Genomic DNA, 26,758 nt, shown 5'->3' on the forward strand with positions numbered 1-26,758 from the left:
TCTTCCCGCACTGCCGCCGGCATCCACACCCGAGCAGCGCCCGGCTAAACGGATGCCCCAACCCGATTGGTTGTCCGTTATCAGCTCCACTGAACCCGCCGACGTGGCGGGCGCTCCCAGCGCCGCCCCGTCCCCGTCAGCCCCGCAAACAGCAGCCGCCTCGACCAGCCGGCCCCGACGTTTCGGGGTGCACGTGCCGGCCCCGCGGATCTTCTATCCGGCGTTGGGCATCATCGTGGCCGTCGTCCTGGTCAGCATCTTCTTCCCGGTGCGCACCGGCGCCGTCCTCGCGCAATTGCAGACCCTGGTGGTGGCCGGCCTCGGGCCGTACTACCTCGTGCTGGTGGCCTTCTTCGTCATCTTCGCACTGTGGATGGGGCTGAGCCGGTTCGGTGACATCAAGCTCGGCCAGGACGACGACAAGCCGGAATTCGGGCTGATGTCCTGGTTCTCGATGCTCTTCGCCGCGGGCATGGGCATCGGCCTGGTGTTCTGGGGCGCCGCCGAGCCGCTCACCTACTTCCTGGAGCCCAAGCCGGGCGTGCACGGCAGCCGCCCGGAACTTGCGGCCGCAGCCATGTCCCAGACTTTCCTGCACTGGGGCTTCCACGCCTGGGCGGTGTACGCCGTGGTCGGCCTGTCCCTCGCCTATGCCATTCACCGCAAGGGGCGGCCGGTCTCGATCCGTTGGGCCCTGGAACCGCTGCTCGGCGACAAGGTGAAGGGTCGCCTCGGCGATGCCATCGACGTCACCGCGATCGTGGGCACCCTGTTCGGTGTGGCCACGTCGCTCGGGCTCGGTGTCAAGCAGATCGCCGCGGGGCTGCGCCACCTGGGCGTCGTCGATTCCGTGAGCAACACCCTGCTGGTGGTCCTGATCGTGATCATCACCCTCATCGCCATCGCCAGCGTCGTCAGCGGCGTCGGCAAGGGCATCAAATGGCTGTCGAACATCAACCTCGGCGCGGCCGCGCTCTTCCTGGTCGCCGTCCTGCTGCTCGGCCCCACGATGTACCTGCTGCGGGTCTTCGTGGAGTCCCTCGGCGGCTACTTGCAGAACATCGTCGGACTCACCTTCGACGCCAGCGCCTTCACCGGCCAGGCGGGTCTGGACTGGCAGGGCAGCTGGACGGTCTTCTACTGGGGCTGGTGGATTTCCTGGGCGCCGTTCGTCGGTGTCTTCATCGCCCGGATCTCCCGTGGCCGCACCGTGCGCGAGTTCGTCGCCGGCGTTCTCCTGGTGCCGACCCTTGTCACGTTCCTCTGGTTCGCCGTGATGGGTGGCAGCGTTATCAAGCAGGTGTGGGAGGACCCCGCGGCCCTGGTCGACCCCGAGGTGGGGATCGTGCCGGAGAACGTGCTCTTCGACTTCCTCGCCGCGCTTCCGTTCGGGCCCGTGCTGGCGGTGTTGGCTGTCGCGATCGTCGCGATCTTCTTCATCACCTCGGCCGATTCCGGCTCCCTCGTGATCGATATGCTCGCCTCCGGTGGCGAGACCGATCCGCCCAAGTGGAGCCGTATCCTGTGGGCCAGCCTGGTCGGCGTCGTCGCGATCGCTCTCCTGCTCGCCGGTGGCCTGTCCGCGCTGCAGACCGGCGCCATCCTCACCGCCATCCCGGTGAGTGTGGTGATGATCGGCATGTGTATCGCCACCTATCGGGCCTTCAGGGCCGAACACCAGGTGCTCGTGCAGGTCGAACGCCGGGTCCGCCGGGAGGAGATGGCGCGCCGGATCAGCCAGAGCGTCACCAACCATCTGGAGAACAACTTCGACGACCACTTCGGCGACCAGATGGACGGCCGCATCAGCGCCGCGATCACGGATGCCGCCGGCAACGTCTCCATCCAGACGCGAGAACGACGTGCCTTCTGGCCACGCCGACCGCGCGGCCAGACCCCCCTGGTCGACCGCCCCGACCTGGGCGAACTCACCCCGGAGGAGATCGGAGAGATGCAGGACCTGGGCGATCTGATGCCTCAGGACCCGCAGCCCACTGCGGACACGTCGTCGGCGCACCCGTCGGCGGCAGACCACGCCGAACCCGACGCCGTGACGCCGGATACCGCTCTCGCGCCGGACGCCGACCCGGAGGACCCGCGCACGTCGTGAGCGGTCTGGCGAACCGGGCCGGCCGGGCCTGACGCGCCGCACACCGAAAGGGCCTGACAGGCGAGGCCATCCCCGCTGTCAGGCCTTTATCGGCGCTTGCCGAAGCGGGCCAGTGGCTCGCTGAGGCAAGTCACGTGGGCCCAGAGCCGAGGCTCGGTACCTACGACACGTGAGCACACACCCCCCAAACGCGACAGACTGAGGACGTGACCCGTCTCTCGTTCGATCCGTCCAGGCTCGGTCGCGGGCTCGCATTCGCCTCGGCGATCGATGATCTGAGTGCTGCGCTTGATCGGAGCCGCACCGTGGTCGTCAGCGCGCCGCCGGGCACGGGAAAGACCACACTCGTGCCGCCCATCCTCGCCGATCGGGTTCCGGGTCGTGTGATCGTCACTCAGCCACGCCGGGTCGCTGCCCGCGCCGCCGCCCGACGACTCGCGCAGTTGGACGGATCCTCTCTCGGCTCTCGCGTCGGATACACCGTCCGTGGCGAACGCCAGGTGAGTCCATCCACCCTGATCGAGTTCGTTACCGCCGGCGTGCTCCTGCGCCGACTGCTCGATGACCCTGGTCTCGACGGGATCGATGCGGTCATCATCGACGAAGTGCACGAACGGGCTTTGGAGACGGACCTGCTGATCGGGCTACTCGGCGAGGTCCGCGAGCTGCGCGACGACCTCGTCCTCATCGCGATGTCCGCGACCCTCGACGCCGAGAGGTTCGCGTCAATTCTCGGTACGGATGCGGGCCCGGCCCCGATCGTGACCCAGAGCGCACCGGCCCATCCGCTCGAGGTGCGCTGGGCGCCCTCTCCCACACCTCGACTGGATGAGCGGGAGGTCACCTGGGCTTTCCTCGACCACGTCGCGAGCACCGCGGTTGCCGCACACCGCACCCTCGTGCGCACCGATCCGGCCGCCGATGCTCTCGTCTTCGCGCCGGGTGCGCGTGAGGTCTCCGAGATCGCCGGACGCATCCGTGGTCTCGCCGCGGAGTTCGACGTGCGGGAACTGCACGGCCAGATCCCCGCCGCAGAGCAGGATACGGTGGTCAGTGGGCGGAGCCCCGATGCTGCGGCACGGATCATCGTCACGACGTCACTGGCCGAATCCTCTCTGACCGTGCCCGGCGTACGCCTGGTCGTCGACACCTGCCTGTCTCGTTCTCCGCAGCGGGATGCTGCACGCGGCATGAGCGGTCTCGTCACCGGCCCGACGCCCAAGGCCTCCGCCATCCAGCGCTCGGGGCGCGCCACCCGGCAGGGGCCTGGCGTCGTGGTCCGCTGCGTCGACGAGCGCACCTTCGCCACGGCGCCGTCGCACGCCGCCCCTGAGATCCAGGCGGCAGATCTCACCGATGCAGCCCTGCTCCTCGCCTGCTGGGGCGCCCCAAGTGGCGTGGGCCTGCGGCTGGTCGATCCGCTCCCGTCTGGCAGCCTGGACGAGGCCCTCACCGCGCTGCGTGGGCTCGGCGCGATCGATGCCGATGGCCGCGCCACCGACGAGGGCCGAGCGCTCGCCCGCGTCCCGACAGCTCCGCGCCTCGCCCGCGCACTGCGCGCCGGGAGTGACCTGGTCGGCGGGCGCACAGCGGCCGAGGTCATCGCGCTGCTCACAGGTGACCTCCGCGTTCACGACGGAGACGCCCAGGCCACTCTCAACGCGCTGCGCACTGGACGAAGCCCGGATGCCCGCCGATGGGAGCAGGATGTCCGCCGTCTCGAGCGCTTCGCCGGGGCGATTGACACGGCGCGAGGAGGCGCTGATCAGACCGGACTGATCATCGCGCTCGCCTTTCCCGAGTGGATCGCCCGCCGCGTCGATCAATCGCCCAACGGTGCAACCTTTCTTCTCGCCTCCGGCACCCGTGCCGGGATCACCGGTCAGCTCGCGAGTGCCGACTGGTTGGCGGTGGCGGACGTCACTCGGGCAGAGGGACGAGCGGCCGCAGGAACCGGAGCACTCATCCGCTCTGCCGCCGTCATCTCCGAGAACCAGGCGGAGCAGGTGGCGCCCCATCTCTGCACAGACCGGGTCGAAGCACGGTTCGTAGACGGGCGCGTCGTGGCCCGCCGCGAACGTCGGATCGGTGCGATCATTCGCTCGTCCGTGCCGGTGCGCGTACCGGCGGACGATGGCGGACGGGATGCCGTCCGCCGTGCCGTCACAGCGCACGGCCTCGGAGTGTTCATCTGGTCAGACGCCGCGGACGCTCTGCGGCGGCGCCTCGCGCTGCTGTATCGCGAGCTCGGATCGCCCTGGCCGGATGTCTCAGACACCGTTCTGCTCGCTACGCTCGATGCCTGGCTCGGCCCCGAGCTCTCAGACCTGGCCGCCGGCACTCCGGCCGCGCGCATCGACCTTGCCCCTGCACTCCGCCGTACCCTGCCCTGGCCCGCGGCGGTCGACCTTGACGCTCTGGTTCCGGAGCGCTTCCGGGTTCCCAGCGGTTCGCATGTCCGTCTCAGCTACCCACCCGCCGATGATTCGTCGGCTCGTCCCGTTGTGGCTGTGAAACTCCAGGAGTGCTTCGGATGGGCAGAGACCCCACGAATCGTCGGAGGACGAGTGCCGGTGTTGTTCCACTTGCTTTCCCCCGCCGGGCATCCCCTTGCCGTGACCGACGACCTCGCATCCTTCTGGGCAGGCCCGTACTCGCAGGTGCGAGCGGAGATGCGCGGACGCTACCCGAAGCACCCTTGGCCGGAGGACCCCTGGTCCGCCGTACCCACCCGCCACACCACGCGCCGCGCTGCCCTGGGCTAGGGCCGCGACACACCCTGCGGTCAGCTGAGCGCTATGCGCCGGGCACCATGTCTGCGAAGCGGGAGTAGTGGCCGTGGAAGGCCACGGTGACGGTGCGGGTGGGGCCGTTACGGTGCTTGGCCACGATCAGGTCGGCCTCGCCCGCGCGCGGGTTGTCCTTCTCGTACGCGCTCTCGCGGTGCAGCAGGATCACCATGTCGGCATCCTGCTCGAGCGAACCGGACTCGCGGAGGTCGGAGATCGCGGGCATCTTGTCGGCTCGCTGCTCCGGGCCACGGTTCAGCTGGGACAGGGCGATGACCGGGACCTGCAACTCCTTAGCGAGCAGCTTGAGCGCCCGGGAGAACTCGCTGACCTCTTGCTGGCGGGATTCGACCTTCTTGCCCGACGTCATCAGCTGCAGGTAGTCGATCACGACGAGCTTGAGGCCCACACGCTGCTTCAGTCGTCGGCACTTGGCCCGGATCTCGACCAGGGTCATGTTGGGGCTGTCGTCGATGTAGAGCGGCGCATCATTGATGCGGCCGCGGGTGGCGGCGATGGTGGTCCAGTCGCGCGCTTCGACGTTGCCCTTACGCATGCTCTGCAGGGGCACGGAGGCCTCGGCGGCGAGCAGACGCATGGCGATCTCACTGCGGCCCATTTCGAGCGAGAAGAAGATGCTCGGCATGTCGTGGTGGATCGAGGCGGCCCGCGCGAAGTCCAGCGCGAGGGTGGACTTACCCAGGGCCGGTCGGGCGGCGACGATGATGAGCTGGCCGCCGTGGAAGCCGTTGGTGAGCTCGTCGAGGTCGGCGAAGCCGGTGGGGACGCCGGTGAATTGGCCGTCCTTGAGCTTGGCGGCCTCGATGTCCTCGATGGCGGCCGTGACGGCGTCGGTGAGGGGGACGTAGTCTTCGACCTCGGTGCTGCCGGTGATCGAGTAGATCTCGGCCTGCGCGGTGTTCACCAGGTCGAGGACCTCGCCCTCCCCCGCGTAACCCATCTGCGCGATCCGGGTTCCGGCGTCGACGAGCTTACGGAGCATGGACCGTTCGGCCACGATGGTGGCATAGAAGCCGGCGTTGGCGGCTGTGGGCACCAGGCTGGTGAGGGTGTGCAGGTAGTCGGCGCCGCCGGCGCGGGAGATCTCGCCGAGCTTGGTCAGCTCGTCGGTGACGGTGATGACGTCGGTGGGTTCACCCTGCGCGTAGAGCGAGAGGATCGCGTCGAAGATGATCTCGTGCTTGGGAACGTAGAAATCGGCCGCGCGGACGGTCTCGACGACATCGGCGACGGCATCCTTGCTCAACATCATGCCGCCCAGGGCGCTCTGCTCGGCCAGCAGGTCGTGTGGCGGCGTGCGTTCGGCGTGGCGCGGTTCGGAGCTGCCACGGTACTCGGAGCCGCGTTGATCTGAGCCGCGTTGATCGGCGTAACCCAGGTGAGCTATCGACACGCCGAGCCTCCTCGTGTTGGTGTGGTTCTGGTGTATCAGGAGCCGCTGACAGCGATCATCCGGTAGGCAGGCGCACAAGAGCGAATACCTGCTTGCCCACCATAGAGAGACTCGTCTGCCCAGCCAAACCACCCTGTGGATAACTCTGTGAGTAATCTGCGCGAAACGCCGCACGACTTGTGCACAACCTGTGCACTCGGCTGTGGACAACTCACGGATATTTAACTAGAAGTTGCGTTTGATCAGGTATTAAAACTATTCACATGTGTGTGGACAAACTAGTTTCAATGCTCGATTGAATGTTGATGAAATAGGTGGACACCTGTGCACAAAGCGGTGTAAAACACGGGACAAATGTGCCAAGAACGGGGGCTACGCGCTTGGGCGTTAAATAGGAGTAGCGGCGACTTCTTTCGAAACCGCCGCTACTCCTGATGAAACGAGACTACTTTGCGGCTACCACCTGAAGGGTGATGGTCGCGCTGACCTCGTCGCGCAGACGAACTGTCGCGGTGTGCTCACCGGTCAGCTTGATCGGGCTGAGCTCGATCTTGCGCTTGTCGATGGCACCGAGGCCGGCCGCGGCAACCGCGTCGGCTACGTCGGTGGTCTTGACGGAGCCGAACAGGCGTCCGCCGGCGCCGGCCTTGACGACCAGCTTGACCTTGGTGTTCTCAAGGGTTGCCTTGAGAGCCTGGGCCTCTTCGAGGGTGGCGTGCTCGCGGGCTACGCGGGCGGCCTTGATCTGCTCGATCTGCTTTTCGCCACCGCGGGTCCACGCAACAGCGAAGCCCTGGGGGAGAAGGTAGTTGCGAGCGAACCCGTTCTTGACATCAACGATGTCACCGGGGGTACCGAGGCCGGAGACCTCGTGCGTCAGAATCAATTTCGACATGTGAGGGCTCCTTACCGGCCTGAGCCGGCGTAGGGCAGCAAGGCCATTTCGCGGGCGTTCTTGACGGCACGCGCGATCAGGCGCTGCTCCTGGACGGAGACGCCGGTGATGCGGCGGGCGCGGATCTTTCCACGCTCTGAGATGAACTTCCGAAGAGTGGGGACATCTTTGTAATCGATGACACCAACCCGGATCGACTTCGCGGGAGCGGCGTTCTTGCCACCCTTAGCACCGCGGAGCGGCTTGCGGCGGTCGCCGCTCGACTTTCCAGCCATGATTTCCTAACTTTCTAAAACGTGTGAGTGCAGCCGTCAACCGTGAGGTTCGGCTTAGAAGGGGGTCTCGTCGCTGAAGTTGCCCGGGGTGTTCCAGACGTCGCCGCCGCCAGTGTTGGCTGCGGGGGCGCTGGGTGCCCAGGGCTCGTCGTTACCCTGCTGCTGCGCGACGGGCGCGCCGCCGCGGGGAGCAGAGGATGACTGCGCGCGCGTGAGGGAGGCGGTGGCGTAGCGCAGCGAAGGACCAATTTCGTCGATCTCGAGCTCCATGCTCGTGCGCTTTTCACCTTCCTTGGTCTCATACGACCGCTGCTTGAGACGCCCGGAAGCGATGACACGGGAACCCTTGGTCAATGAACCGGCCACGTGCTCGGCGAATTCACGCCAAACGCTCGCGCGCAGGAACAGCGCCTCGCCATCTTTCCACTCACTCGTTGCGCGATCGAAATTGCGCGGAGTGGAAGCGATGGTGAAGTTGGCTACCGCCAGCCCGTTCTGCGTGTAACGCAGTTCCGGATCGCTGGTGAGGTTGCCCACCACGGTGATTACGGTCTCGCCGGCCATGGGCTACTTGTCGCTTGCCTTGTCGGCGTCTGCCTCGGCAGGAGCGTCCACGGCGACCGGAGCTGCCGGGGCAGCTGCAGGCTTTGCGGATGCGGCGACCTTGGCAGCGGGAGCTGCGGCAGGAGCGTCGGCCTTGACCGGAGCAGCAGCAGCCTTCGGGTTAGCTGCCTTGCGGGCGGCCTTCTCGGCGGCAAGCTTGCTTGCGACGGCAACCTGGGCGATGCCCTCTTCTGCGCGAAGCACCTTGGTGCGCATGACGGCTTCCGACAGCTTCAGCTGACGGTCGAGCTCGGCAGTTGCTGAGGCGTTTGCGGTGAAGTCGACGACGGCATAGATGCCCTCGGCCTTCTTGTTGATCTCGTATGCGAGACGGCGGCGACCCCAAACGTCAACCTTGTCAATGGTTCCACCATCGTTGCGAACAACGTTGAGGAACTTGTCAAGGCTGGGAGCTACGGTGCGCTCATCGATCTCGGGATCGAGGATTACCATCAATTCGTACTGATGCATGACTAACCCACCTCCTTCGGACTAAACGGCTGCAGTATTTCTGCAACAGGAGGGTTGTGCATGTGTTGAACGTGGAGGCCGGGAATCCGGCACACAGACAACCTGCCAAGACTACTGGAACCGCGGCGATTGCGCCACCATCCCCTCCGATGCCCTCCGCATCGGAAATCTTCCGCGAGTTGCCCACCTGCGGACGAGCTGCCCCCGCGCTCCGGGGCAACTGGTCCGCGGCAGAGCAACTCGCGGCGCGCACACCTGCGGTGGCGCTCATTGGGTGGGGCGCAGACCGGCGTTGAGGAGCAGTGCGCGGAGGCGCTCAGGTCGGAGGGCATCCGCCCAGAGCCAGCGGACCATCGCCCGGCCAGGAGCACGCAACCGGTCCTCCCGGCGCTTTTCGGCCCAGACGACATCGTCGATTGTGCGCCCGCCCATGAACTCTCCCCTGGTGTACTTGACCTCCCCGTCGAATTCGCCGAGCAGAGGCATCCGTTTCAGTTGAAACCGGCGCTTCCAGCGGAAGTCGACCCGGTCTTCACCGAAGGGGTGCGGGTAGACCACCTGCAGCTCCGGCATCGGCATGCCGGCGAGGAAGATGCCCGTGCGGCTCAGGGACTCCCCTGGCGAGCCCGACTTCGCGTCTGCGAAGCCGACGGATCGGCGGGCACGTCGGGTGCCCCGCGCACTTCCGAGCCGCAGCACCCGGGCCATCACCTCGTCGCGCGTGATGGCCGGGATCACCGCACCGCCGGGGAGGAGGAACTGTTCCTGCAGTCCGGCATCCAGGGTGATCACCGCGGAGCGGAAGGGTTGGCTCCGGGCCAGGTCGACCAGGGTTCGGAGTCTCGTCGTCACCAGTAGACCGTCGATCTCGGTGACGTCCTCGTCCGGCAGCGGGTCGTGATGCCAGGCGATCCAGTTCTTCGACGTCCGCGTCTGTCCGCTCCCGCCCTGCAGGTGAACCTCGGTAGGCCATTGCCCGAGCACCGGCAACCCCCAGACCCGGGCCGCCGACAGGTGACTCACCACCGGGCGCGACTGCCTGGACAGCACCGCGGCCTGGATGCGCATCAGATAGCGGGCATCCGCGTCGGCGCTGGTCCAGATGGTCCGCGACACGTAGATGCCACGCCGCAAGCGCTCGGTGCCGCCGTATTCGTACTCGCGGCGATGGGCGCGCGCGTCGTGGCCGGGCTGATCGCGGGTGAGCCGCAGCTGAGACAGCGCGGAAGCGTTGGGGTCCATGCCGAGAAGCGTCTCCCGGTGGCCTCGCCGGGCGGTGACCGGTACGCGAGCGGTGCAGAACTCGGCCGAGCTCGGCCTGTGGAGGACGGGCGCTCCCGCGCGAGTTGCCCTACTGCGGACGAGTTGCCCCGGTGTGCCGGGGCAACTCGTCCGCACGTGGGCAACTCGCCGAGGGGGGCGGGCGGGTCAGGCGCTGCGGGCCGCCCACCAGGACTGCAGACGGCGGGTGGCTTCCTCGGTGCCGAGGGGACCATCGTCCAAGCGCTGCTCCAGGAGATAGCGGTAGGCCTCGCCCACCTCACGGCCCGGCGTCAGGCCCAGGATCGCCATGATCTCTTCACCGTCGAGGTCGGGCCGAACCGAGTCCATCTCCTCCTGGGCCGCGAGCTCACGGATGCGCTGTTCGAGGTCGTCGTAGGCGAAGCCCAGCCGGTCGGCCTTGCGCCGGTTGCGGGTGGTGACGTCGGCTCGGGTGAGGATGTGCAGCCGCTCGAGCTGGTCGCCGGCGTCGCGCACGTACCGGCGCACGGCGGAGTCGGTCCAGGCCCCTTCGGTGTAACCGAAGAACCGCAGGTGCAGTTCCACGAGTTTGCCCACCGCAGCGATGGTGTCGTTGTCGAAGCGCAGCGCACGCAACCGCTTCTTGGCCAGCTTCGCACCGACCACGTCGTGGTGGTAAAAACTCACCACACCGCCGGACTCGAGCCGCCGGGTGGCCGGCTTGCCGATGTCGTGCATGAGCGCCGCCAACCGCACCACGAGGTCGGGTTCGGGAAGGTTCTTACGGGTTCGCTCGTAACCGATGGCCTGGTCGAGCACCGTCAGGGTGTGCTGGTAGACGTCTTTGTGATGGTGGTGCTCGTCGACCTCCAGGCGCAGGTCCGGGATCTCCGGCAGCACGATCGCGGCCAGGCCGGATTCCACGAGCAGCTCGATGCCGGCACGCGGGTTCGCCGAGCGCAGCAGCTTGCCGAGCTCATCGCCGACCCGTTCGGCGGAGATGATGTTGATGCTCCCGGCCATGGCGGACATGGCGATCGCGGTGTCGATCTCGAGGGTGAAGCCCAGCTGAGCGGTGAAGCGGGCGGCCCGCATCATCCGCAGCGGGTCGTCGCCAAACGAGATCTCGGGTGCGGTGGGCGTCCGCAGTACCCCGTTGAGCAGGTCGTCGATCCCATTAGACGGGTCGACGAGAGTGAGCTGCGGCAGCCGCAGAGCGAGCGCGTTCACGGTGAAGTCCCGCCGCAGCAGGTCATCATCGAGGCTGCTGCCGAAGACCACGTCGGGGCGGCGGGTCTGACCGTCGTAGCTGTCGGCCCGATAGGTGGTGATCTCGACCTTCTCGCCCGCGATCTGGGCGCCGATGGTGCCGAACGCACGACCGATGTCCCAGTGCGCCTCGGCGATCGGCTTGACGATCGTCAAGATCTGGTCGGGAGTGGCGTTGGTGGTGAAGTCGAGGTCATTGGTGACTCGGTTCAGGAACGCGTCGCGGACGGGACCGCCGACCAGGGCCAGTTCAAAACCGGCCGCGGCGAATGCGTTCGCCAAACGGGACACCGTGGGGGACGCAGCCAGGTCGCCCAGTCTTGCGAGGGCTGCCGTGACGCTCTGCATGCCCCAATGGTAGTTGCTCGCCCGTCCCACCCGCGCGCCACCCAGCCGGCGCGGAGGGTTCTCACCCGGCTACGCCGTAGAATCCCGTACATGCTGGCCGATCCGAATCACGCGCGTCGGCCTGCGCTCCCCGGAATCCGGCGTCGCATCGTGGCCGCGCTGCTGTGCGCCCCCCTGCTGCTCTGCCCGGCGCTGGCCACCGCGACTCCGGCAACCGCCGCGACGGGCACGTTCGTGGGGTCGGTGGAAACGGCGACCAACGACGACACCGTCGCCCTGCACGTCACACCGGCCACCTCCTCGATCCTGCGCCTCAACGAGGACCTCAAGCTCTCCGTCACCATCACCAACGATTCCGCCACCGCCATCCCCACCGGAAACATCGATGTCTTCCTGGCGGAGCGGGCGCTGACCAGTTCAACGGACCTGGACGACTGGCTCGCCTCGGACGAGGACGACGACACCGGCAGCGACCTGATGACCAGCGTCCCGCTCACCGTCCCCGTGCAGCCCAACAGCACGGTCACGGTCGCGGTCTCGGTGCCCAACGCCGCGCTCGGCCTGTTCGAGTGGAGTCCCTGGGGACCGCGGGGCATCGCGGCCTCCCTCACCACTGATGAATCGGTGCGGGCGTCCGGTCGGTCCACCTTCGTCTGGTACCCGGATGCCTCCGTGCAGCAGCCCCCCGTCGTCACCCCGGTCAGCCTCGCCGTAGCGATGCCGATCACCACCCCCGCGAACAGCTCCGGCCTCATCAGCGCCGAGGATCTCGCCGCGTACACCTCCAGCTCCGGTATCCTCACCCGCCAGCTCGACGGGCTTCTCAACCGCCCCGTCGCGATCGCCGTCGACCCGATGATCATCGCCTCGATCCGGGTGCTCGGAACGAGCGCGCCTGAGTCCGCGATCACCTGGCTGAACCGCCTCGATCTGGCGGAAAACGATATATTCCCGCTCGGGTATGCAGACTCGGATCCTTCCCTGGCCGTTCAGGCCGGGTCAAGCAGCCCGCTCTCACCGACCTCGCTGACTTTCGCCACCGACCCGGCCCTGTTCGTTCCCATCGAACCCACCGCCGCGCCAGAGCCCGAGGGCAGCGCCGTCGATCCCGGCGCACCGACCTCGTCCGACGCGCCCGCGGTCCCGGACCAGCCCACCGGTGAAAACCCTGTGCCGACCCTCGACCAGCTGCTCGCCTGGGACTACACCTCCACGTCCATCGCCTGGCCCGCCGACGACGCCGTCGCTCAGGCAGACCTGTCCGCCTTCGCGACCGCGGAACTCACCACGACGCTCCTCTCATCGGGCAACGTGACCCTGGACGACCCTGAAGTCACCACCAGCACAACTGTCGACCTGGGCTCCAACGAACTCGGCCTGGTTGCCGACGCCGGGATCTCGGAGGCGATGCGCTCGGCCGTCATGGCCACGACCGATGACGACTGGCGCGGGTACATGGCCGAGTTGTCCTCCCAAATCGCCGTCGTGGCCGCCGCGAATCCCGACCAGGCGCACACGCTCCTCGCTACCCTCGATCGCGGCTGGCCGCCGACCGCGGCGCGGCTGGCGCAGACCATCGACGCACTGTCGGCCCTGCCCTGGTACTCCGCAACAACGCTGACGGCGGCAGCAGCAGCTCCGGTCTCCACCGACGTCACCTTCCGGCCGCAGGCCGAGCCCAGCAGCAGCGTCGACCTCGCGAGCCGACTGATCGCCCGGGAAGCCGAGATCGTCTCCTTCTCCACAGCCCTCGCCGATCCGGCCGCCGTCACGGCACCGAACCGGCTCGCCGTGCTGGCCCTGCTGGCGACGTCCTGGCGGGCCGACCCGGACGACTGGCGCACCGCCGTTGACGACAATCTGGCGACGTCCAGCGAGGTGTTGCGGTCGGTCACGGTGAGCACCAAGGGACCGATCAATGTCGTCGGAAGCAAGGTCGACATCCCCGTCACGCTGAACAACACCCTCGGCCAGGCCGTCACGGTGCGGGTACAGGTCGTCCCCTCCAACGGCCGCCTGGTGGTGGGCAACGATGTCGAGGCCGTGATCGACGCGAGTTCGGCCAAGACAGTGTCTATCCCCGTGACCGCAGCGGTCGGAAACGGCGCGGTCAGCCTGCGAGTGACGCTCTTCACCCCGTCCGGGGCGCAACTGGGTCAGCCCTCGTTGATCTCGGTCAATGTGCGCGCGGACTGGGAAGGCATCGGATCCCGCATCTTTGCCGCTCTGGTCGTGCTGTTCTTCGGCTTCGGCGTGTGGCGCAACATCGTGCACCGGCGACGCGACCGTTCACAGGGCGCCGAAGCTGACGCCGACCCGCTCGACAGCGACCCCGCCGTCACTCCCCCAGCTGTTGCCGACGATGTCCCCCCGGCTCCCCGTGGTTAGCCAGGGCGGCGTCGGCCGCGCCAGTGCGATCCTGGCCTCGGGAACTCTCGTCTCGCGTCTGCTCGGTTTTCTCAAGGTCATCGTCTTCGCCCACATCATCGGGCAGATCGGCAACGTCCCCGACGCCTTCACGGTCGCCAACCAGCTGCCGAACACCGTGTACACGATCGTGGCCGGCGGCGTCCTCACCGCGGTGCTGGTTCCCCAAATCGTGCGCGCGAGCCTGCACGACGATGGCGGGACCGCATACATCAACAAGCTCGTCACCCTGGCCTTGAGCATCCTGGCCATCACGACCCTGGCCGCCACGCTGCTCGCACCCCTGATCACCCGGTTCATCGGCCTGGGCTTCTCCCCCGAGCAACTGTCGTTGGCGATCGGATTCGCGTACTGGTGCCTGCCGCAGATCTTCTTCTACGGCTTGTACACGGTCCTGGGCGAGGTCCTCAACGCCCGCAAGTCCTTCGGCCCGTTCACCTGGGTGCCCGTGATCAACAACGTGATCTCCATCGGCGGTCTGCTGCTGTTCGGTCTCCTGTTCGGTATCGACACGGATGGCCAACGGCCGCCGGCCGACTTCACCCCGGGGATGACCGCCCTGCTGGCCGGCAGCGCGACGCTCGGTGTCGTGTTGCAGGCCGTGGTGCTCTACTACTTCTGGCGCCGCATCGGCTTGCGCTACCGCCCCGACTTCGCCTTCAGGGGTGTCGGCCTCGGCGCGGCCGGCAAGATGGCCAGCTGGACCTTCGGCATGCTGCTGCTGACCACGATCGCCGGCATCGTCGAAACGCAGGTCGTGACCCTCGCATCGGGAGAAGGCGCTTCCTCCACCGTCATGAGCACGGCGTGGCTGATCTTCATGCTGCCGCACTCGATCATCACGGTTTCCGTGGCCACCGCGTATTTCACCCGGATGAGCGAGCACGCCGCCCGCGATGACACCGAGAAGCTGCGCACGGATGCCTCCTCGGCCATCCGCGGGACCACCCTGCTGATCGTGCTCGCCAGTGCGGTCATCATGGTCTGCGCCTACCCGTTCGCCACGGTCTTCGGCGAAGCCGGGTTCGAACAGGTGCAAGCCATCGGCAACGTCATCATCGCCTTCCTCTTGGGCCTGGTGGCCTTCTGCGTGCTCTTCGTCGTGCAGCGCACCTTCTACGCCCTCGGCGACACGCGGACCCCGTTCTTCTTCACCCTGTTCCAGGTGGTCCTGGTCATCACTGGTGTGCTGGGCTGCGCCCTGCTTCCGCCGCAATGGATCGCGTTCGGCATCGCCCTCGTGGTGACGGTATCCGGGATCCTCCAGGCGATCCTGGCCGCGTGGCTGCTGCGCAAGCGGCTCGGCGGTATCGACGGGCGGCGGATCCTGCGCAGCCTGGTGAAGTACGTCGCCGCCGTCATCGTCCCGGTCGCCGCGGGAATCGGCATCCTGGTCGTGCTGGGCGGCACCACGGCGGGCGGTTTCGCCGTGTCGGGAATCGGACCGGCGATTCTCTCCATGATCCTGATCGGTTCGGTCATGGCCGTGCTGTACTTCGGCCTGTTGCTTCTCATGCGCAGCCCCGAACTACACGGCTTCCTGGCCCCGTTGAAGGCCCGTCTCGGGCGGTAGCCCGCCCGTGCTGCGGGTAATGGCCGGGTGACCGGTTGCTGAACAGCAGCTGTGCAGCGGGGGCTCGAGCCGGACGGAGCGGAATAGCTTCCGATTAGGATGTGTTGTACCCGAATGTGAGGCGCCGAAAGGCGTCTCTTCCACTGATTTCAAGGAGTCTACGCGTGCGTCAGATCATCATCATCGGTTCGGGTCCTGCCGGATTCACCGCCGCCATCTACGCTGCGCGTGCGAACATGAAGCCGCTGCTGATCGCCAGTTCGGTCGAGGCCGGCGGTGAACTGATGAACACCACCGACGTTGAGAACTTCCCGGGCTTCGCCGACGGCATCCAGGGCCCGGAGCTGATGGCGAAGATGCAGGAGCAGGCCGAGAAGTTCGGCACCGAGGTCGTCTACGACGACGTGACCAAGCTCGAATTCGGCGACACGGTCAAGTCGGTCACCCTCGGCAACGGCGAGAAGCACGAGGCCCTGTCGGTGATTTTCGCCACCGGGTCCGCCTACCGCAAGCTCGGCATCCACGACGAAGAGCGTCTGAGCGGCCGGGGCGTGTCCTGGTGTGCCACCTGCGATGGTTTCTTCTTCAAGGAGAAGGTCATCGCCGTCGTCGGCGGCGGCGACTCCGCCATGGAGGAGGCCACCTTCCTCACCCGCTTCGCGAAAAAGGTCTACATCATTCACCGCAAGGACACCCTCCGGGCGTCCAAGATCATGCAGGAGCGCGCTCTGTCGCACCCGAAGATCGAGTTCGTCTGGAACTCCGAGGTCGTCGGCATCGATGGTGAAGAGGCCGTTGAGGGTCTGCGTCTTCGTGACACCGTCACAGGCACCGAGAGCACCCTCGAGGTGGGCGGTTTGTTCGTCGCCATCGGCAACGACCCGCGCACCCACCTCGTGCACGATCTGCTCGACCTCACCAGTGAGGGCACCATCGCCGTCGCCGGACGCTCCTCCAAGACCAGCCAGGCCGGCGTCTTCGCCGCCGGAGACGTCATCGACCCCACCTACCGCCAGGCCGTCACCGCGGCCGCCAGCGGCACTGTGGCGGCCCTGGACGCCGAGCACTACCTGGCCACCCTCCCCGAGGACTTGCTGGCTGCGGCCGGCGACCCCGAATTTGCAAACGTCACCAACTAAGGAGCACTACATGTCAGCACGCGCCGTCACCGACGCCACCTTCGACCAGGAAGTCATCAACAACGAGAAGACCGTCCTGGTGGACTTCTGGGCCGAGTGGTGTGGCCCGTGTCGCGCCGTCAGCCCGATCCTCGACCAGATCGCCGCGGAGCACTCCGACAAGATCGACATCGTCAAGCTGAACGTGGACGACCACCCGGCCCTCGCCGCAAAGTACATGATCACCTCCATCCCCGCGATGAAGGTCTTCCAGAAGGGTGAGGTCGTCAAGACCGTCATCGGCGCCAAGCCGAAGCCCGCCCTCGAAGCCGACCTGGCCGCCTACCTCAAGTAGCCGCCGGCAGGTTCTTCCGCGAACCCGACACCCGCCCGGCAGCCGCCGGGCGGGTGTTTTTGTATATTCAGGCGGATGCGGCCGCTGAGCGACGCACCCCATACGATTAAGGCCACACCAGAACGGATATGACGTGACAGCGATAGGCACCTCCCAGGCCGGCAACAACCTCGACCCGTGGTACCACCACTACGCCGAGCGAGCCGCCGCCCTGCGCGCCTCCGAGGTTCGCGCCCTGTTCGCCGTCGCCTCACGCCCCGAGGTCGTCTCCCTTGCCGGTGGCATGCCCTACGTCGCCGCCCTGCCCCAGGACCTCGTGATCAACGCGATGGACAGCGTCATGCGCAAACAGGGCCCCGTTGCGCTGCAATATGGCTCTGGCCAGGGAGTTCCCTTGTTCCGTGAGCAGATCCTCGAGGTCATGGCGCTGGAAGGCATCCGCGCCCACGCCGATGACGTCGTCGTCACCACGGGGTCGCAACACGCTCTCGAACTGGTCAGCAAGCTCTTCCTGGACCCCGGCGACGTTGTCATCGCCGAGGGGCCGAGCTATGTCACGGCCATGGTCATCTTCAAGTCGTACCAGGCCGATGTCGACCACGTACCCATGGACGAGCACGGCATGATCCCCGAGGCCCTCCGCGAACACATCGCACGCCTGAAGGCCGCCGGTCGCAAGATCAAGTTCCTTTACACGATTCCCAGTTTCCACAATCCGGCCGGGGTGACCCTCAGCTGGGCCCGCCGTCTGGAGATCCTGGAGATCGCGAAGGCCAACCAGATTCTGGTCCTCGAGGACAACCCGTATGGGCTGTTGTATTTCGACCAGAAGGCACCGGATGCCATGCGTTCCATCGAACGGGACGGTGTGGTGTACCTGGGGACCTTCTCCAAGACCCTCGCCCCCGGCTTCCGGGTGGGTTGGGCCCTGGCCCCGCACGCCATCCGCGAGAAGCTCGTGCTGGCCAACGAGGCGGCGGTACTCTCCCCCAGCTCGTTCAGCCAACTGGTGATCTCCGAGTACCTGTCCACCGCCGATTGGAAGGGTCAGATCAACACCTTCCGCGGCGTCTACCGCGAACGCAAGAACGCCATGCTTTCCGCGTTGACGGAATACCTTCCCGAGCTCACCTGGACCAACCCCAACGGCGGGTTCTACGTGTGGCTCAACCTGCCGGACACCCTGGACTCCAAGGCAATGCTGCCTCGCGCGGTCAAGGAGCTCGTGGCGTACACCCCCGGCACGGCGTTCTTCGCGGATGGTCAGGGTCGCCAGAACATCCGGCTTTCCTTCTGCTATCCCACGCCGGACCACATCCGCCTGGGTATCCGTCGCCTCGCCACCGTCATCCGTGACGAACTAGAGCTGCTCGACACCTTCGCCGGAACAGGCTCGCTGTTTCCCGCCCACGACGGTCGCCGCTTCGGCGCCCCGCCGCCCGACATCAACTAACCCCGCGTTTCTCCGGCTCGAGCTAAGGAAAACCCCAGATCATGAGCGAATCAGAGTTTCTTGACATTGTGGTGCTCGCGGGTGGAATCTCGCACGAGCGCGACGTCTCCATGCGCAGTGGCCGCCGGGTGGCAGACGAGCTGACCGGGCTCGGTCACACCGTGACCGTGCTCGACCCGCAGGCGGGACTCCTCACCGAGCTAGCCACCCGCAAGCCCGACGTGATCTGGCCCGTTCTGCACGGCGCGACCGGAGAAGACGGTGCCCTGCTCTCACTGCTCGAGACCACCGGGATCCCGCACGTCGGCCCGCGTGGCACCGCGGCGGGACTGGCCTGGTCCAAGCCCACCGCCAAGGAACTTGTACGTCGCGCCGGATACGCCACCCCGACCTGGATCGCCCTCTCACGTGAGACCTTCCGCGACCTCGGTGCCGCCAGTGTGCTTGAGCACCTCGTGACCGCCCTAGGCACACCCCTGGTCGTCAAACCCGCCCAGGGTGGCTCTGCTCAGGGTGTGACCATTGTCGACACGGCAGCGGGTCTCCCCCGCGCCATGGTCGATGCCTACACCTACGACGAGACGGCCCTCGTCGAGACGAAGATCGAAGGCACCGAGCTTGCCGTCACGGTCATCAACACCGGTGCCGGGCCTGTCGCACTCCCCGCCGTTGAAATCGTGCCCGTGAGTGGCGTCTTCAGCTTCGAAGCTCGGTACAACGCCGGCGAAACGCTCTTCTTCACGCCGGCCCGCATCGCACCGGATGTGGCCCAGCGGGTGGCCGAGACCGCCGTGGCGATTCACAGCCTGCTCGGGTTGGCCCAGCTTTCCCGCATCGACCTGATGGTCGACGCCGAGGGGGTCGCGTGGTTCCTCGAGGCGAACGTCCTGCCCGGACTCACCGAAACCTCACTCGCCCCGCAGTCCATTGAAGCCTCCGGAGAGTCACTCGGAACTGTCTATGCGGCCCTCGCTCGAGCGGCCTCCACCAGCCTGCAGTAGCCACGCGTTGCCGTCATGTTTCACGTGAAACACCCCCCTCCGAGGGTGGGTGTTTCACGTAAAACATTGTCGTCGACGGCTCCCAGTGGCCGCTCGTCACCATTTCGCCGGTCCGGCCAGAAAGCGAGACGCGCCCTTCGGTGGTCGAGCTGGTCGAGACCCTGCTGGAGGCACCGTGGCTGCCACCCGCTCCTGGCGACAGATCTGAACTTCGTCCCCAGGTCGTTTGATTTGGCGGCTCCGAGCGCCACCGCGAGTCCACTCCCCCGCGCGTCAATGCCGCCGAAGTAGCTCGGGAGCGCCACAAATCGCCCTCGACTGGCCCAAAACCGGCCCAAATTGCGCTGTAGAGGCCGTTGTATGCGCTCACGTGCAGCCTATTGACACCGGAATCCCGCTTTCGACAACCAGAATCAACCGTGGGTGCGCATTCCAGACCCGGACGCGCAGGCCGCAACCACCTCGCCGGTCGAGCCTACTGAGACCTTAGGCGAGAAATGTTTCACGTGAAACACCGGGCCGGAGAGGCGGTAGCTTCCGACGGCGCATCCGCCCTGGCCACCGAATTCGCCTCTATTTTCGCTGAAACAGCCCTCTGAAGTCCCCTCTTGCGGCCACTCCCCTCGCGGGATCGTTCGTACTCATTAGTGCCAGAAACTTGACGTCGACATGTTCAATCAACCAACCATGGAGCCAGCTGGGCCTATCCAGACGCGGGAGCCGAACCCCGACGGGCTGAAGCAAGCGAGTCAGGGCCCGTTACGTCTCCCGCGTCAATCCCCGACACCCTCACTGAACGGTCGGGACGATCCCAACGCCAGGGCATGCGCTCCGCACGCACGTCGGCCGAGCTTGACGAGACGGCCAGAAGTCCCGAGCCGCGGGCACGGCCAGACCCACCCGACGTGCTCCGGCCAGAACACGCAGGCTGCATGCCATTTCGGGGGTCGTGCCTATCAAGTCCCGACACGGCCAGTGTTTCACGTGAAACAGCGCTCGGAGCAGGTCCAGCCGGCGCAATTCCGGGCCGTGTGACGTAAACCCGAAACGTGAGCGCCATCGAACGGCCACTCCCCCGCTTTCGGACGGCCAAAGACAGCCCCGCGCCGCCACGATCGTCTTACGAGCGTCCGGAATCGGGCCAGGAGTCGGTCACGGTCAGCGCTGAGGAGAGCACGTCATGCCAGCCGGCCCAGTGAATCTGATGTCAGAACTCTCAAGCGGATAGGTGAGACCTGAAGAGTCGCTTCCTCGCACGGGGCACCGTGATTTCGGGACGCCCAGTCAACCCGACTCGAAGGAGCAGCCATGGCCTGCGCGTCGCACCCTCGTCGTTGGTCAAGCCCGTCGACACCACGCGCTGCAGATGTTTCACGTGAAACAAGAAACTCGACGGCATTCCCGTCGTGAGCCAGGGTTCGTCAACCACCGGCCACCCGGTATCTCGCCGCGAAGGGGCTCCAGTAGGCGATTTACCCGCCAGATTGGCGCGAATTGACGGCCCTGAGAGCCATCGTAAGGCCGCTGCTCCGATTGTCAGCTGCGCAAATGCCGGCTCGTCGTGCCACAGTCGCCCTCTCAACGCCCCAAATGAGCTCAGAATCGCGTAGACCGATGACTGCCGGCCGCGCGGTTCGGGCTCAGGAGCATCGAGGATCCGACTTCGACAGGCTCAATCCCGGGGACCCGCGTTGGATCGGACTCCGCGAAAGGCGCCAGGCCTGGTTTCGACAAGCGCAATCAGCGAGGCCCGGCTTTGGGTGAGCGTGCGAGACACTCGGATTCGCACATCAACCACGTCAGTCATCGAGGCCTGGAAGGGGGGCCAGGAGCCAAGCTGTCAGGACCCGGAAATCTGATGTCCACATGCTCAATCAGCGAGGACCACCGCGGGCGAGTGCGCCCGGAATCAGTAGGGAACCTCGCTCACCTCGATCAGCGAGACCCGCCGTTTGGCAGGCCTACCTCGTCCCACACCGAATGTTTCACGTGAAACACGTGCCCGGCTAGTTGGCTCCGAAGCCGGGTTCCCCGAGTACGCCGAGGATGCGGTTCAGGTCGCCGATCGTAGCGAAATCAACTGTGATCTGGCCTTTTCGTGCGCCCAGGTTGATTTTCACGCGGGTATCGAGGCGGTCTCCGAGGTGTTCGGCGATCTCGTTGAGATGTCCCTGTCGCTTTCCGGGTGCGGGTTTCACGACAACGGGTTTGGGTCCGGCAGCGGCTGCGGCCTCAGCCGCCCGCACCGACAGGTCCTCGTTGACGATCTTGTCTGCGAGGCGCAACATGCCCTCGGTGTCCCCCACCGACAGCACTGCTCGCGCATGACCAGCCGACAGTACGCCGGCCGCAACACGAAGCTGCACGGCCTCCGGCAGCTTCAACAGGCGCAGGGTGTTGGTGATCTGCGGGCGCGACCTACCGATGCGGCTGGCCAGCTCTTCCTGGGTGATGTCGAAGTCCGACAGCAGCTGCTGGTATGCGGACGCTTCTTCGAGCGGGTTCAGCTGCGCGCGGTGCAGGTTCTCCAGCAGCGCGTCACGGAGCATGTCGATGTCAGCGGTATCCCGCACGATCGCCGGGATGCTGTCGAGGCCGACTTCCTTGGTGGCGCGCAGGCGCCGCTCCCCCATGACGAGTTCGTACTTGCCCGGCTGTTCCAGGAGCGGACGCACGACGATGGGCTGCAGCACTCCGACTTCGCGAATGCTGTGCACGAGTTCGGCCAGGTCGTCCTCGTCGAAAACGCTGCGCGGCTGCACGGCATTGGGCACGATGTCGGCCGGATTCAGATGCGCAAGGCGCGCCCCGGGAACCGGAAGAAGCTCAACAGTGGTCTCGTCGGCCGCCTCGATCGTCGCCGTCGAAGCCGAACCTGCGGAAGATGTCGGCGCAGAGCCGGGCACCGGGGAGGCGCCGGCGGTGCCCTCGGCGTGCGGGACCTCGTTGTACGGGAAGAAGACGTCAACGGGTCGTGCCTGTGACGGGTTGTCCTGCACGGGAATGAGCGAACCGATACCGCGGCCGAGCCCTGTACGTTTCGCCATTACTGCGCATCTCCTGTTCGTGGAACGCCCCGACGGGCGATTTCTGCGGCTGCTTCGAGGTAGGAGAGCGATCCTGCCGAGTTGAGGTCGTAGCTGATGACGCTCTGACCGTAGCTGGGCGCCTCAGAAACCCGCACCGAGCGCGGAATCAGCGTGTCCAGCACCTGTTTCGGGAAGTGATCGCGCACATCTTGCGCCACCTGGTTCGCGAGGTTCGTGCGGCTGTCGTACATGGTGAGCAGGATCGTCGAGACGATGAGTTGCGGGTTCAGGTGCTTCTCGATCAGCTCGATGTTCTTCAACAGCTGACTCAGTCCCTCCAGCGCGTAGTACTCGCACTGAATCGGGATGAGAACCTCCCGAGCGGCGACGAACGCATTGATCGTGAGGAGCCCGAGGGACGGCGGGCAGTCGATGAAGACGTAGTCGTAGGGGTCCGCCATCTCCTTGATGTGCAGGTCCAGGGCGCGACGCAGTCGCTGTTCCCGGGCAACGAGCGAAACGAGTTCGATCTCTGCGCCGGCCAGGTGGATGGTCGCCGGTACACAGTACAGCGCCCCGAACTCCGGGCTCTTCTGCACAACGTCCACCATCGGCAGGTCATTGATGATCACGTCGTAAACACTCGAGGTCTCGGCGCGGTGCTCCACACCGAGCGCGGTGGAGGCGTTGCCCTGCGGGTCCAGGTCGATCACGAGAACACGCGCACCCTGGCGGGCCAACGCGGCGGCCAGGTTGACGGCGGTGGTGGTCTTGCCCACCCCACCCTTCTGATTGGAGATGGTGATCACCCGGGTGCTCTCGGGCTTGGGTAGCCTCTCGGCGGCGATCACCTGACGTCGGCGGGTCAGATCCGAGATCTCCCGCGCCAGGGGGGTGCTGTTGTCGACGCCGGAACCGGGAGTGCCGGTCTGCTGGTCTTCGCCGGGATGTTTCACGTGAAACCTTTGCGTTCGACGGTTGATGAGCCACCCGAAAGGGTGCCCCGGAGTGCTCCGCCCATGTTGCGCGGATGTTGCCGGGGACTAGTCCACTGTAGCCTTAATGACCCGCGTGACGTCCTCCAGCACACCCTCGCCGAGGGTGAGGACCTCCACATCGCGCAGGCGGAACTTCTTGATCGGCTTGGCGGCGTTGGCGATCTCCCCCGCGGCACCCGCGCCCTTCATCAGCACGAGTTCACCGCCGGAACGCAACAGTGGGGCTGTGAGGGGAATCAGGGTCTTGAACGCGCTCACGGCGCGGGCGGTGACCTGATCCAGGGGCGTATCCAGACGGATGTCTTCGGCGCGGGCCCGCTGCACCCGTGCGTTGGTGAGGCCGAGTGCGGCGATCTGGCCGGTCAACCACGCCACTCGGCGTTCCATCGGCTCGATGAGCACGAACGAGACATCGGGCCGCGCGATCGCCAGCACCAGACCCGGCAGCCCGGCGCCCGATCCCACGTCGCCGACCAGGCCGGGCTTCAGGAGTGGTGCTACCACGACGCAGTTCAGGATGTGCCGGCTCCACAACCGGGGAAGTTCGAGCGGACCGATCAGGCCGAGCTCCTCCCCCTGCTCGGCGAGGTGCCTGGTGAACTCTCGGGCGACCTCGATGCGGTCACCGAAGAGTCCAGCTGCAACGGCGGGCTCGGCCTCGAGGGTCTCAGTCATACTCGGAGTGGCTACGCTGCCGTGATGACGGTGTGACGGTCGCGACCTTCGCCCAGGGACTCGGAGACGTATCCGCGCTCCGAAACGATGTCGTGCACGAGCTTGCGCTCGTAGGACGACATCGGGGGGAGGGAAGCCTCCGTTGCGCCGCCTTCGATGCGCTCGATGGCGTGGCCGACGAGGTCGGTCAGCTCGGCCTCGCGGGCCTCGCGGGATCCGCCGATGTCGAGGATCAGCCTGGAGAACGACCCGGTCTTGTTCTGCACGGCCAGTCGGGTGAGCTCCTGCAGGGCGTTCACGGTGTCGGGCTTGGACAGCAGGCGCAGGTTCTGCGGGTCAACCGAATTCACCGACAGGTAGGCCCGTCCGTTCCGGGCATCGATGTCGATGTCACCGTCGAGGTCGCAGATATCCAGGAACTCTTCAATGTAGTCCGCTGCGATGTCGCCTTCCTGCTCCAGCTGGCCGATGGTGGGCGCGGCGTCGGACGCGGCATCCGCGTTGATCACGTCGGTGTTCTCAGTCACGATGTCCATCCCTCTTACTTCTTGGGGCCGGTCTGCTTCTTGGCACGGTTCTTGCCAACGGGCTGCTGGCGCTGGGCCGGCTTCTTGGGCTCGTCGACAATGATGACGTCTCCGTCGGTTGCGATGAGTTTGCCCTTGCGGGCGAGCCGCTCTTCGCGGGCCTTGGCGGCCTCACTGCCCGGTGTGGGCATGTTGCGAATGACGAGGAACTGCTGGGCCATGGTCCAGATGTTCGAGGTGAGCCAGTAGAACATCACGCCGAGCGGGAAGGCCACACCGGAGAAGGCGAAGACCAGGGGCAGCAGGTACAGCATGATCTTCTGCTGCTTGAACATCGGGCTGGCCTTGGTCTCCGGCGACATGTTCTTGGAGACGATCTGCAGCTGGGTGATGAACTGCGACGCGGTCATCAGGACGACCATGGTGGCCGCGATGATCATGACGGAGAGGTTGAAGTCCGCTCCGGAGGTCCACAGCGTCCACTGCTGGGCGAACGTGTCGTGCAGCGGGGCAACGCCGAACAGGTTGGCATTGCCGAAGCTGGTCGCCAGGGCCTGGTTGAGGGGGCCGACGCCGGCGTTGGAGCGCTGGGCGTCGTTGAGCACCGAGAACAGGGCGAAGAAGATCGGCATCTGCAGGAGCAGGGGCAGGCACGAGGCGAGCGGGTTGGTCCCGGTGCGCTTGTACAGCTCCATGGTCTCGCGGGACATGGCCTCGCGGGAGAACTGGTCCTTCTTGCCCTTGTACTTGTCCTGGATCTTCTTCAGCTGCGGCGCGACCTCGAGCATCTTGCGCTGGCTCTTGATCTGCTTCACGAAGATGGGGATCAGCGCAGCTCGCACCACGAGGACCAGGCCAACGATGGACAGCACCCAGGTGATGCCGTCGTTGTAGCCCATGCCGAGGTTGGAGAACAACCAGTGGAAGGCGACGAGCAGAAGCTCAACGGCCCACTTCAGCGGCCAGAGGATAGTACCTATGAGGTCCATACGTGCGGGTCAGCCCTTTCCGTGGCTAAAGGAACTACAAATCCAAACGACGTCACGGTGTAGCGACGGTGTCGTTTCAGGGGAACATCATCGATTCCGCCCTCAGCCCAAGGATGACAACGCAAGACCCGACGTGCGGCGAAAAAAGAGCCGACGATCAGGCCATATTCTTGGACGGCGCCGAGGGCGTACGCCGAACACGAGGGGTAGTACCGGCAAACATCGCCGTACAACGGTGAGATTACTGCGCGATAGACCCGCAGGAGCGCTACCCCGAGATTTCGGGGCAGCAATACCAACGTGAGGATCACCCTGTTCATCTCGCGCGCTGCCCCTTGACCAGTGCAGTCGACAGCTCGGCCACAAGATCGGGCCAGCTGGCGTGCACAGATGTCGGCAGTGCGCGAAAAACGATCTCCGTCCCGGCGGGAACGCCAGGAAGGAGATCGAAGCTTGCCGCTTTCAGACGACGACGCACGCGGTTTCGAACCACCGCGCCGCCCACGTTCTTGGCGACGATGAACCCGAACCGCACCGGGGTGGGTTCTGGGTTGCGGCGGAGGTACGCCACAGTGTGCGGGCCGACGACCCGCACACCTCGTCGAACGACAGCCTTATAGTCGCTCCCGCTCGTGATGCGATTGGCGTGAGCGAGCACGGGAGGTCTTACGCGGAGAGTTCGGTGCGACCCTTGCGACGACGAGCACCGAGGATGGCGCGTCCGGCGCGGGTGCGCATACGAAGACGGAAACCGTGCACCTTGGCGCGACGACGGTTGTTCGGCTGGAACGTTCTCTTGCTCATTGTTCAATCTCCACGTATTGGATCTCCGCAGGCCAAAACGAGCGGCCGGGAAAGAGTGAGGTAGCCCACGGGCTGGGGTCAACTGATTAAAACTACGGCTTCGCTCGCCCGTGGTCAAACTGACGACGCCCAAACGTTCGATTCTGCCCATTGAATTCCCATTTCCGGTACAGACACGCTGGCAATCTTCAAGCTAATTTGGCCTGACCGCCGGTCATTGACTACCGTGAGGACAAGTTATCCACAGGTTGTGGGTAAACCCTGAGAATCCAGTTGTTATTTGCCCACAGGCGGTGGATAACGTTGTGGATGAATCGTCCGATGGGCATTCTGTGTCCACCCGCGAAGGCTCTCTCAGGGCGGCAAACGTACAGATGAAGATTGTGGGAAACC

Annotated in this window: 22 protein-coding genes and 1 pseudogene; 8 read left to right on the plus strand and 15 right to left on the minus strand. The window is 65.9% G+C overall.

What is annotated here, in order from left to right; all coding sequences use genetic code 11:
* Positions 1–52: 52 nt before the first annotated feature.
* Both B7495_RS17745 and hrpB read left to right on the plus strand, forming a co-directional pair.
* Complete coding sequence (locus B7495_RS17745; protein WP_088457761.1) at positions 53–2,110, plus strand: BCCT family transporter; 2,058 nt, start codon at positions 53–55, stop codon at positions 2,108–2,110.
* A 206-nt stretch (positions 2,111–2,316) separates the two neighbouring features.
* The gene (gene hrpB / locus B7495_RS17750) at positions 2,317–4,875 is read left to right on the plus strand and encodes an ATP-dependent helicase HrpB (protein ID WP_088457762.1); all 2,559 of its coding nucleotides are present in this window, start codon (positions 2,317–2,319) and stop codon (positions 4,873–4,875) included.
* Between the two features lie 31 nt (positions 4,876–4,906).
* Here the strand turns inward: hrpB and dnaB are convergent, their stop codons facing one another.
* The 7 genes and pseudogenes from dnaB to B7495_RS17785 all read right to left on the minus strand — a co-directional run bounded on the left by dnaB (position 4,907) and on the right by B7495_RS17785 (position 11,416).
* A complete protein-coding gene (gene dnaB, locus B7495_RS17755; protein WP_088457763.1) occupies positions 4,907–6,313 on the minus strand; it encodes a replicative DNA helicase in 1,407 nt (468 codons plus the stop codon).
* 445 nt (positions 6,314–6,758) lie between these two features.
* Positions 6,759–7,208 (minus strand): 50S ribosomal protein L9, encoded by a 450-nt coding sequence (gene rplI, locus B7495_RS17760; protein ID WP_088457764.1) that lies wholly within the window; start codon positions 7,206–7,208, stop codon positions 6,759–6,761.
* An 11-nt stretch (positions 7,209–7,219) separates the two neighbouring features.
* Entirely contained in the window at positions 7,220–7,483 is a 264-nt protein-coding gene (gene rpsR / locus B7495_RS17765) for a 30S ribosomal protein S18 (protein ID WP_035835236.1), read from the minus strand.
* Between the two features lie 54 nt (positions 7,484–7,537).
* Positions 7,538–8,047, minus strand: a complete 510-nt coding sequence (locus B7495_RS17770; RefSeq protein ID WP_088457765.1) for a single-stranded DNA-binding protein — start codon at positions 8,045–8,047, stop codon at positions 7,538–7,540.
* 141 nt (positions 8,048–8,188) lie between these two features.
* Positions 8,189–8,557, minus strand: a pseudogene (gene rpsF, locus B7495_RS17775) (30S ribosomal protein S6); the annotation flags it as partial.
* A gap of 267 nt (positions 8,558–8,824) precedes the next feature.
* Positions 8,825–9,799 carry a hypothetical protein gene (locus B7495_RS17780; protein WP_088457766.1) on the minus strand — a complete coding sequence of 325 codons (975 nt, stop codon included), beginning with the start codon at positions 9,797–9,799 and terminating at the stop codon, positions 8,825–8,827.
* A gap of 186 nt (positions 9,800–9,985) precedes the next feature.
* Positions 9,986–11,416, minus strand: coding sequence for a CCA tRNA nucleotidyltransferase (locus B7495_RS17785; RefSeq protein WP_088457767.1), 1,431 nt, complete (start codon positions 11,414–11,416; stop codon positions 9,986–9,988).
* A 90-nt stretch (positions 11,417–11,506) separates the two neighbouring features.
* Here B7495_RS17785 and B7495_RS17790 point away from each other — a divergent pair, with 90 nt between their 5' ends.
* The 6 genes from B7495_RS17790 to B7495_RS17815 all read left to right on the plus strand — a co-directional run bounded on the left by B7495_RS17790 (position 11,507) and on the right by B7495_RS17815 (position 19,343).
* Entirely contained in the window at positions 11,507–13,804 is a 2,298-nt protein-coding gene (locus tag B7495_RS17790) for a DUF6049 family protein (RefSeq protein ID WP_151199608.1), read from the plus strand.
* Positions 13,797–15,416, plus strand: a complete 1,620-nt coding sequence (murJ, locus tag B7495_RS17795; protein WP_240632311.1) for a murein biosynthesis integral membrane protein MurJ — start codon at positions 13,797–13,799, stop codon at positions 15,414–15,416. The genes B7495_RS17790 and murJ overlap by 8 nt, the downstream gene beginning before the upstream one ends.
* Before the next feature lie 164 nt (positions 15,417–15,580).
* A complete protein-coding gene (gene trxB / locus B7495_RS17800; RefSeq protein ID WP_088457770.1) occupies positions 15,581–16,555 on the plus strand; it encodes a thioredoxin-disulfide reductase in 975 nt (324 codons plus the stop codon).
* Between the two features lie 10 nt (positions 16,556–16,565).
* Positions 16,566–16,889, plus strand: coding sequence for a thioredoxin (trxA, locus tag B7495_RS17805; protein WP_088457771.1), 324 nt, complete (start codon positions 16,566–16,568; stop codon positions 16,887–16,889).
* 133 nt (positions 16,890–17,022) lie between these two features.
* A complete protein-coding gene (locus B7495_RS17810) occupies positions 17,023–18,342 on the plus strand; it encodes a PLP-dependent aminotransferase family protein (protein WP_088457772.1) in 1,320 nt (439 codons plus the stop codon).
* A gap of 41 nt (positions 18,343–18,383) precedes the next feature.
* Positions 18,384–19,343: a D-alanine--D-alanine ligase gene (locus B7495_RS17815; RefSeq protein ID WP_088457773.1), complete on the plus strand. Its 960-nt coding sequence runs from the start codon at positions 18,384–18,386 to the stop codon at positions 19,341–19,343.
* A gap of 2,006 nt (positions 19,344–21,349) precedes the next feature.
* Here the strand turns inward: B7495_RS17815 and B7495_RS17820 are convergent.
* From B7495_RS17820 to rpmH, 8 genes are all read right to left on the minus strand, one after another.
* A complete protein-coding gene (locus tag B7495_RS17820; RefSeq protein WP_088457774.1) occupies positions 21,350–22,390 on the minus strand; it encodes a ParB/RepB/Spo0J family partition protein in 1,041 nt (346 codons plus the stop codon).
* Positions 22,390–23,328 carry a ParA family protein gene (locus tag B7495_RS17825; RefSeq protein WP_088457775.1) on the minus strand — a complete coding sequence of 313 codons (939 nt, stop codon included), beginning with the start codon at positions 23,326–23,328 and terminating at the stop codon, positions 22,390–22,392. Before B7495_RS17825 ends, B7495_RS17820 begins: the two co-directional genes overlap by 1 nt.
* An 87-nt stretch (positions 23,329–23,415) precedes the next feature.
* Positions 23,416–24,045, minus strand: coding sequence for a 16S rRNA (guanine(527)-N(7))-methyltransferase RsmG (gene rsmG, locus B7495_RS17830; RefSeq protein WP_088457776.1), 630 nt, complete (start codon positions 24,043–24,045; stop codon positions 23,416–23,418).
* Positions 24,046–24,056: 11 nt separating this feature from the next.
* Positions 24,057–24,581, minus strand: a complete 525-nt coding sequence (locus B7495_RS17835) for a R3H domain-containing nucleic acid-binding protein (RefSeq protein ID WP_088457777.1) — start codon at positions 24,579–24,581, stop codon at positions 24,057–24,059.
* A 5-nt stretch (positions 24,582–24,586) separates the two neighbouring features.
* Positions 24,587–25,561 carry a membrane protein insertase YidC gene (yidC, locus tag B7495_RS17840; RefSeq protein ID WP_088457778.1) on the minus strand — a complete coding sequence of 325 codons (975 nt, stop codon included), beginning with the start codon at positions 25,559–25,561 and terminating at the stop codon, positions 24,587–24,589.
* A complete protein-coding gene (gene yidD / locus B7495_RS17845; RefSeq protein ID WP_088457779.1) occupies positions 25,549–25,881 on the minus strand; it encodes a membrane protein insertion efficiency factor YidD in 333 nt (110 codons plus the stop codon). Before yidD ends, yidC begins: the two co-directional genes overlap by 13 nt.
* Positions 25,878–26,219 (minus strand): ribonuclease P protein component, encoded by a 342-nt coding sequence (gene rnpA, locus B7495_RS17850; RefSeq protein ID WP_088457780.1) that lies wholly within the window; start codon positions 26,217–26,219, stop codon positions 25,878–25,880. Before rnpA ends, yidD begins: the two co-directional genes overlap by 4 nt.
* Before the next feature lie 8 nt (positions 26,220–26,227).
* Positions 26,228–26,365 (minus strand): 50S ribosomal protein L34, encoded by a 138-nt coding sequence (gene rpmH, locus B7495_RS17855; protein WP_010204566.1) that lies wholly within the window; start codon positions 26,363–26,365, stop codon positions 26,228–26,230.
* Positions 26,366–26,758: the final 393 nt, after the last annotated feature.

It is taken from the genome of Cryobacterium sp. LW097 (genome assembly GCF_002205495.2).
In the GTDB taxonomy this organism is placed as follows: Bacteria; Actinomycetota; Actinomycetes; order Actinomycetales; family Microbacteriaceae; genus Cryobacterium; species Cryobacterium zongtaii.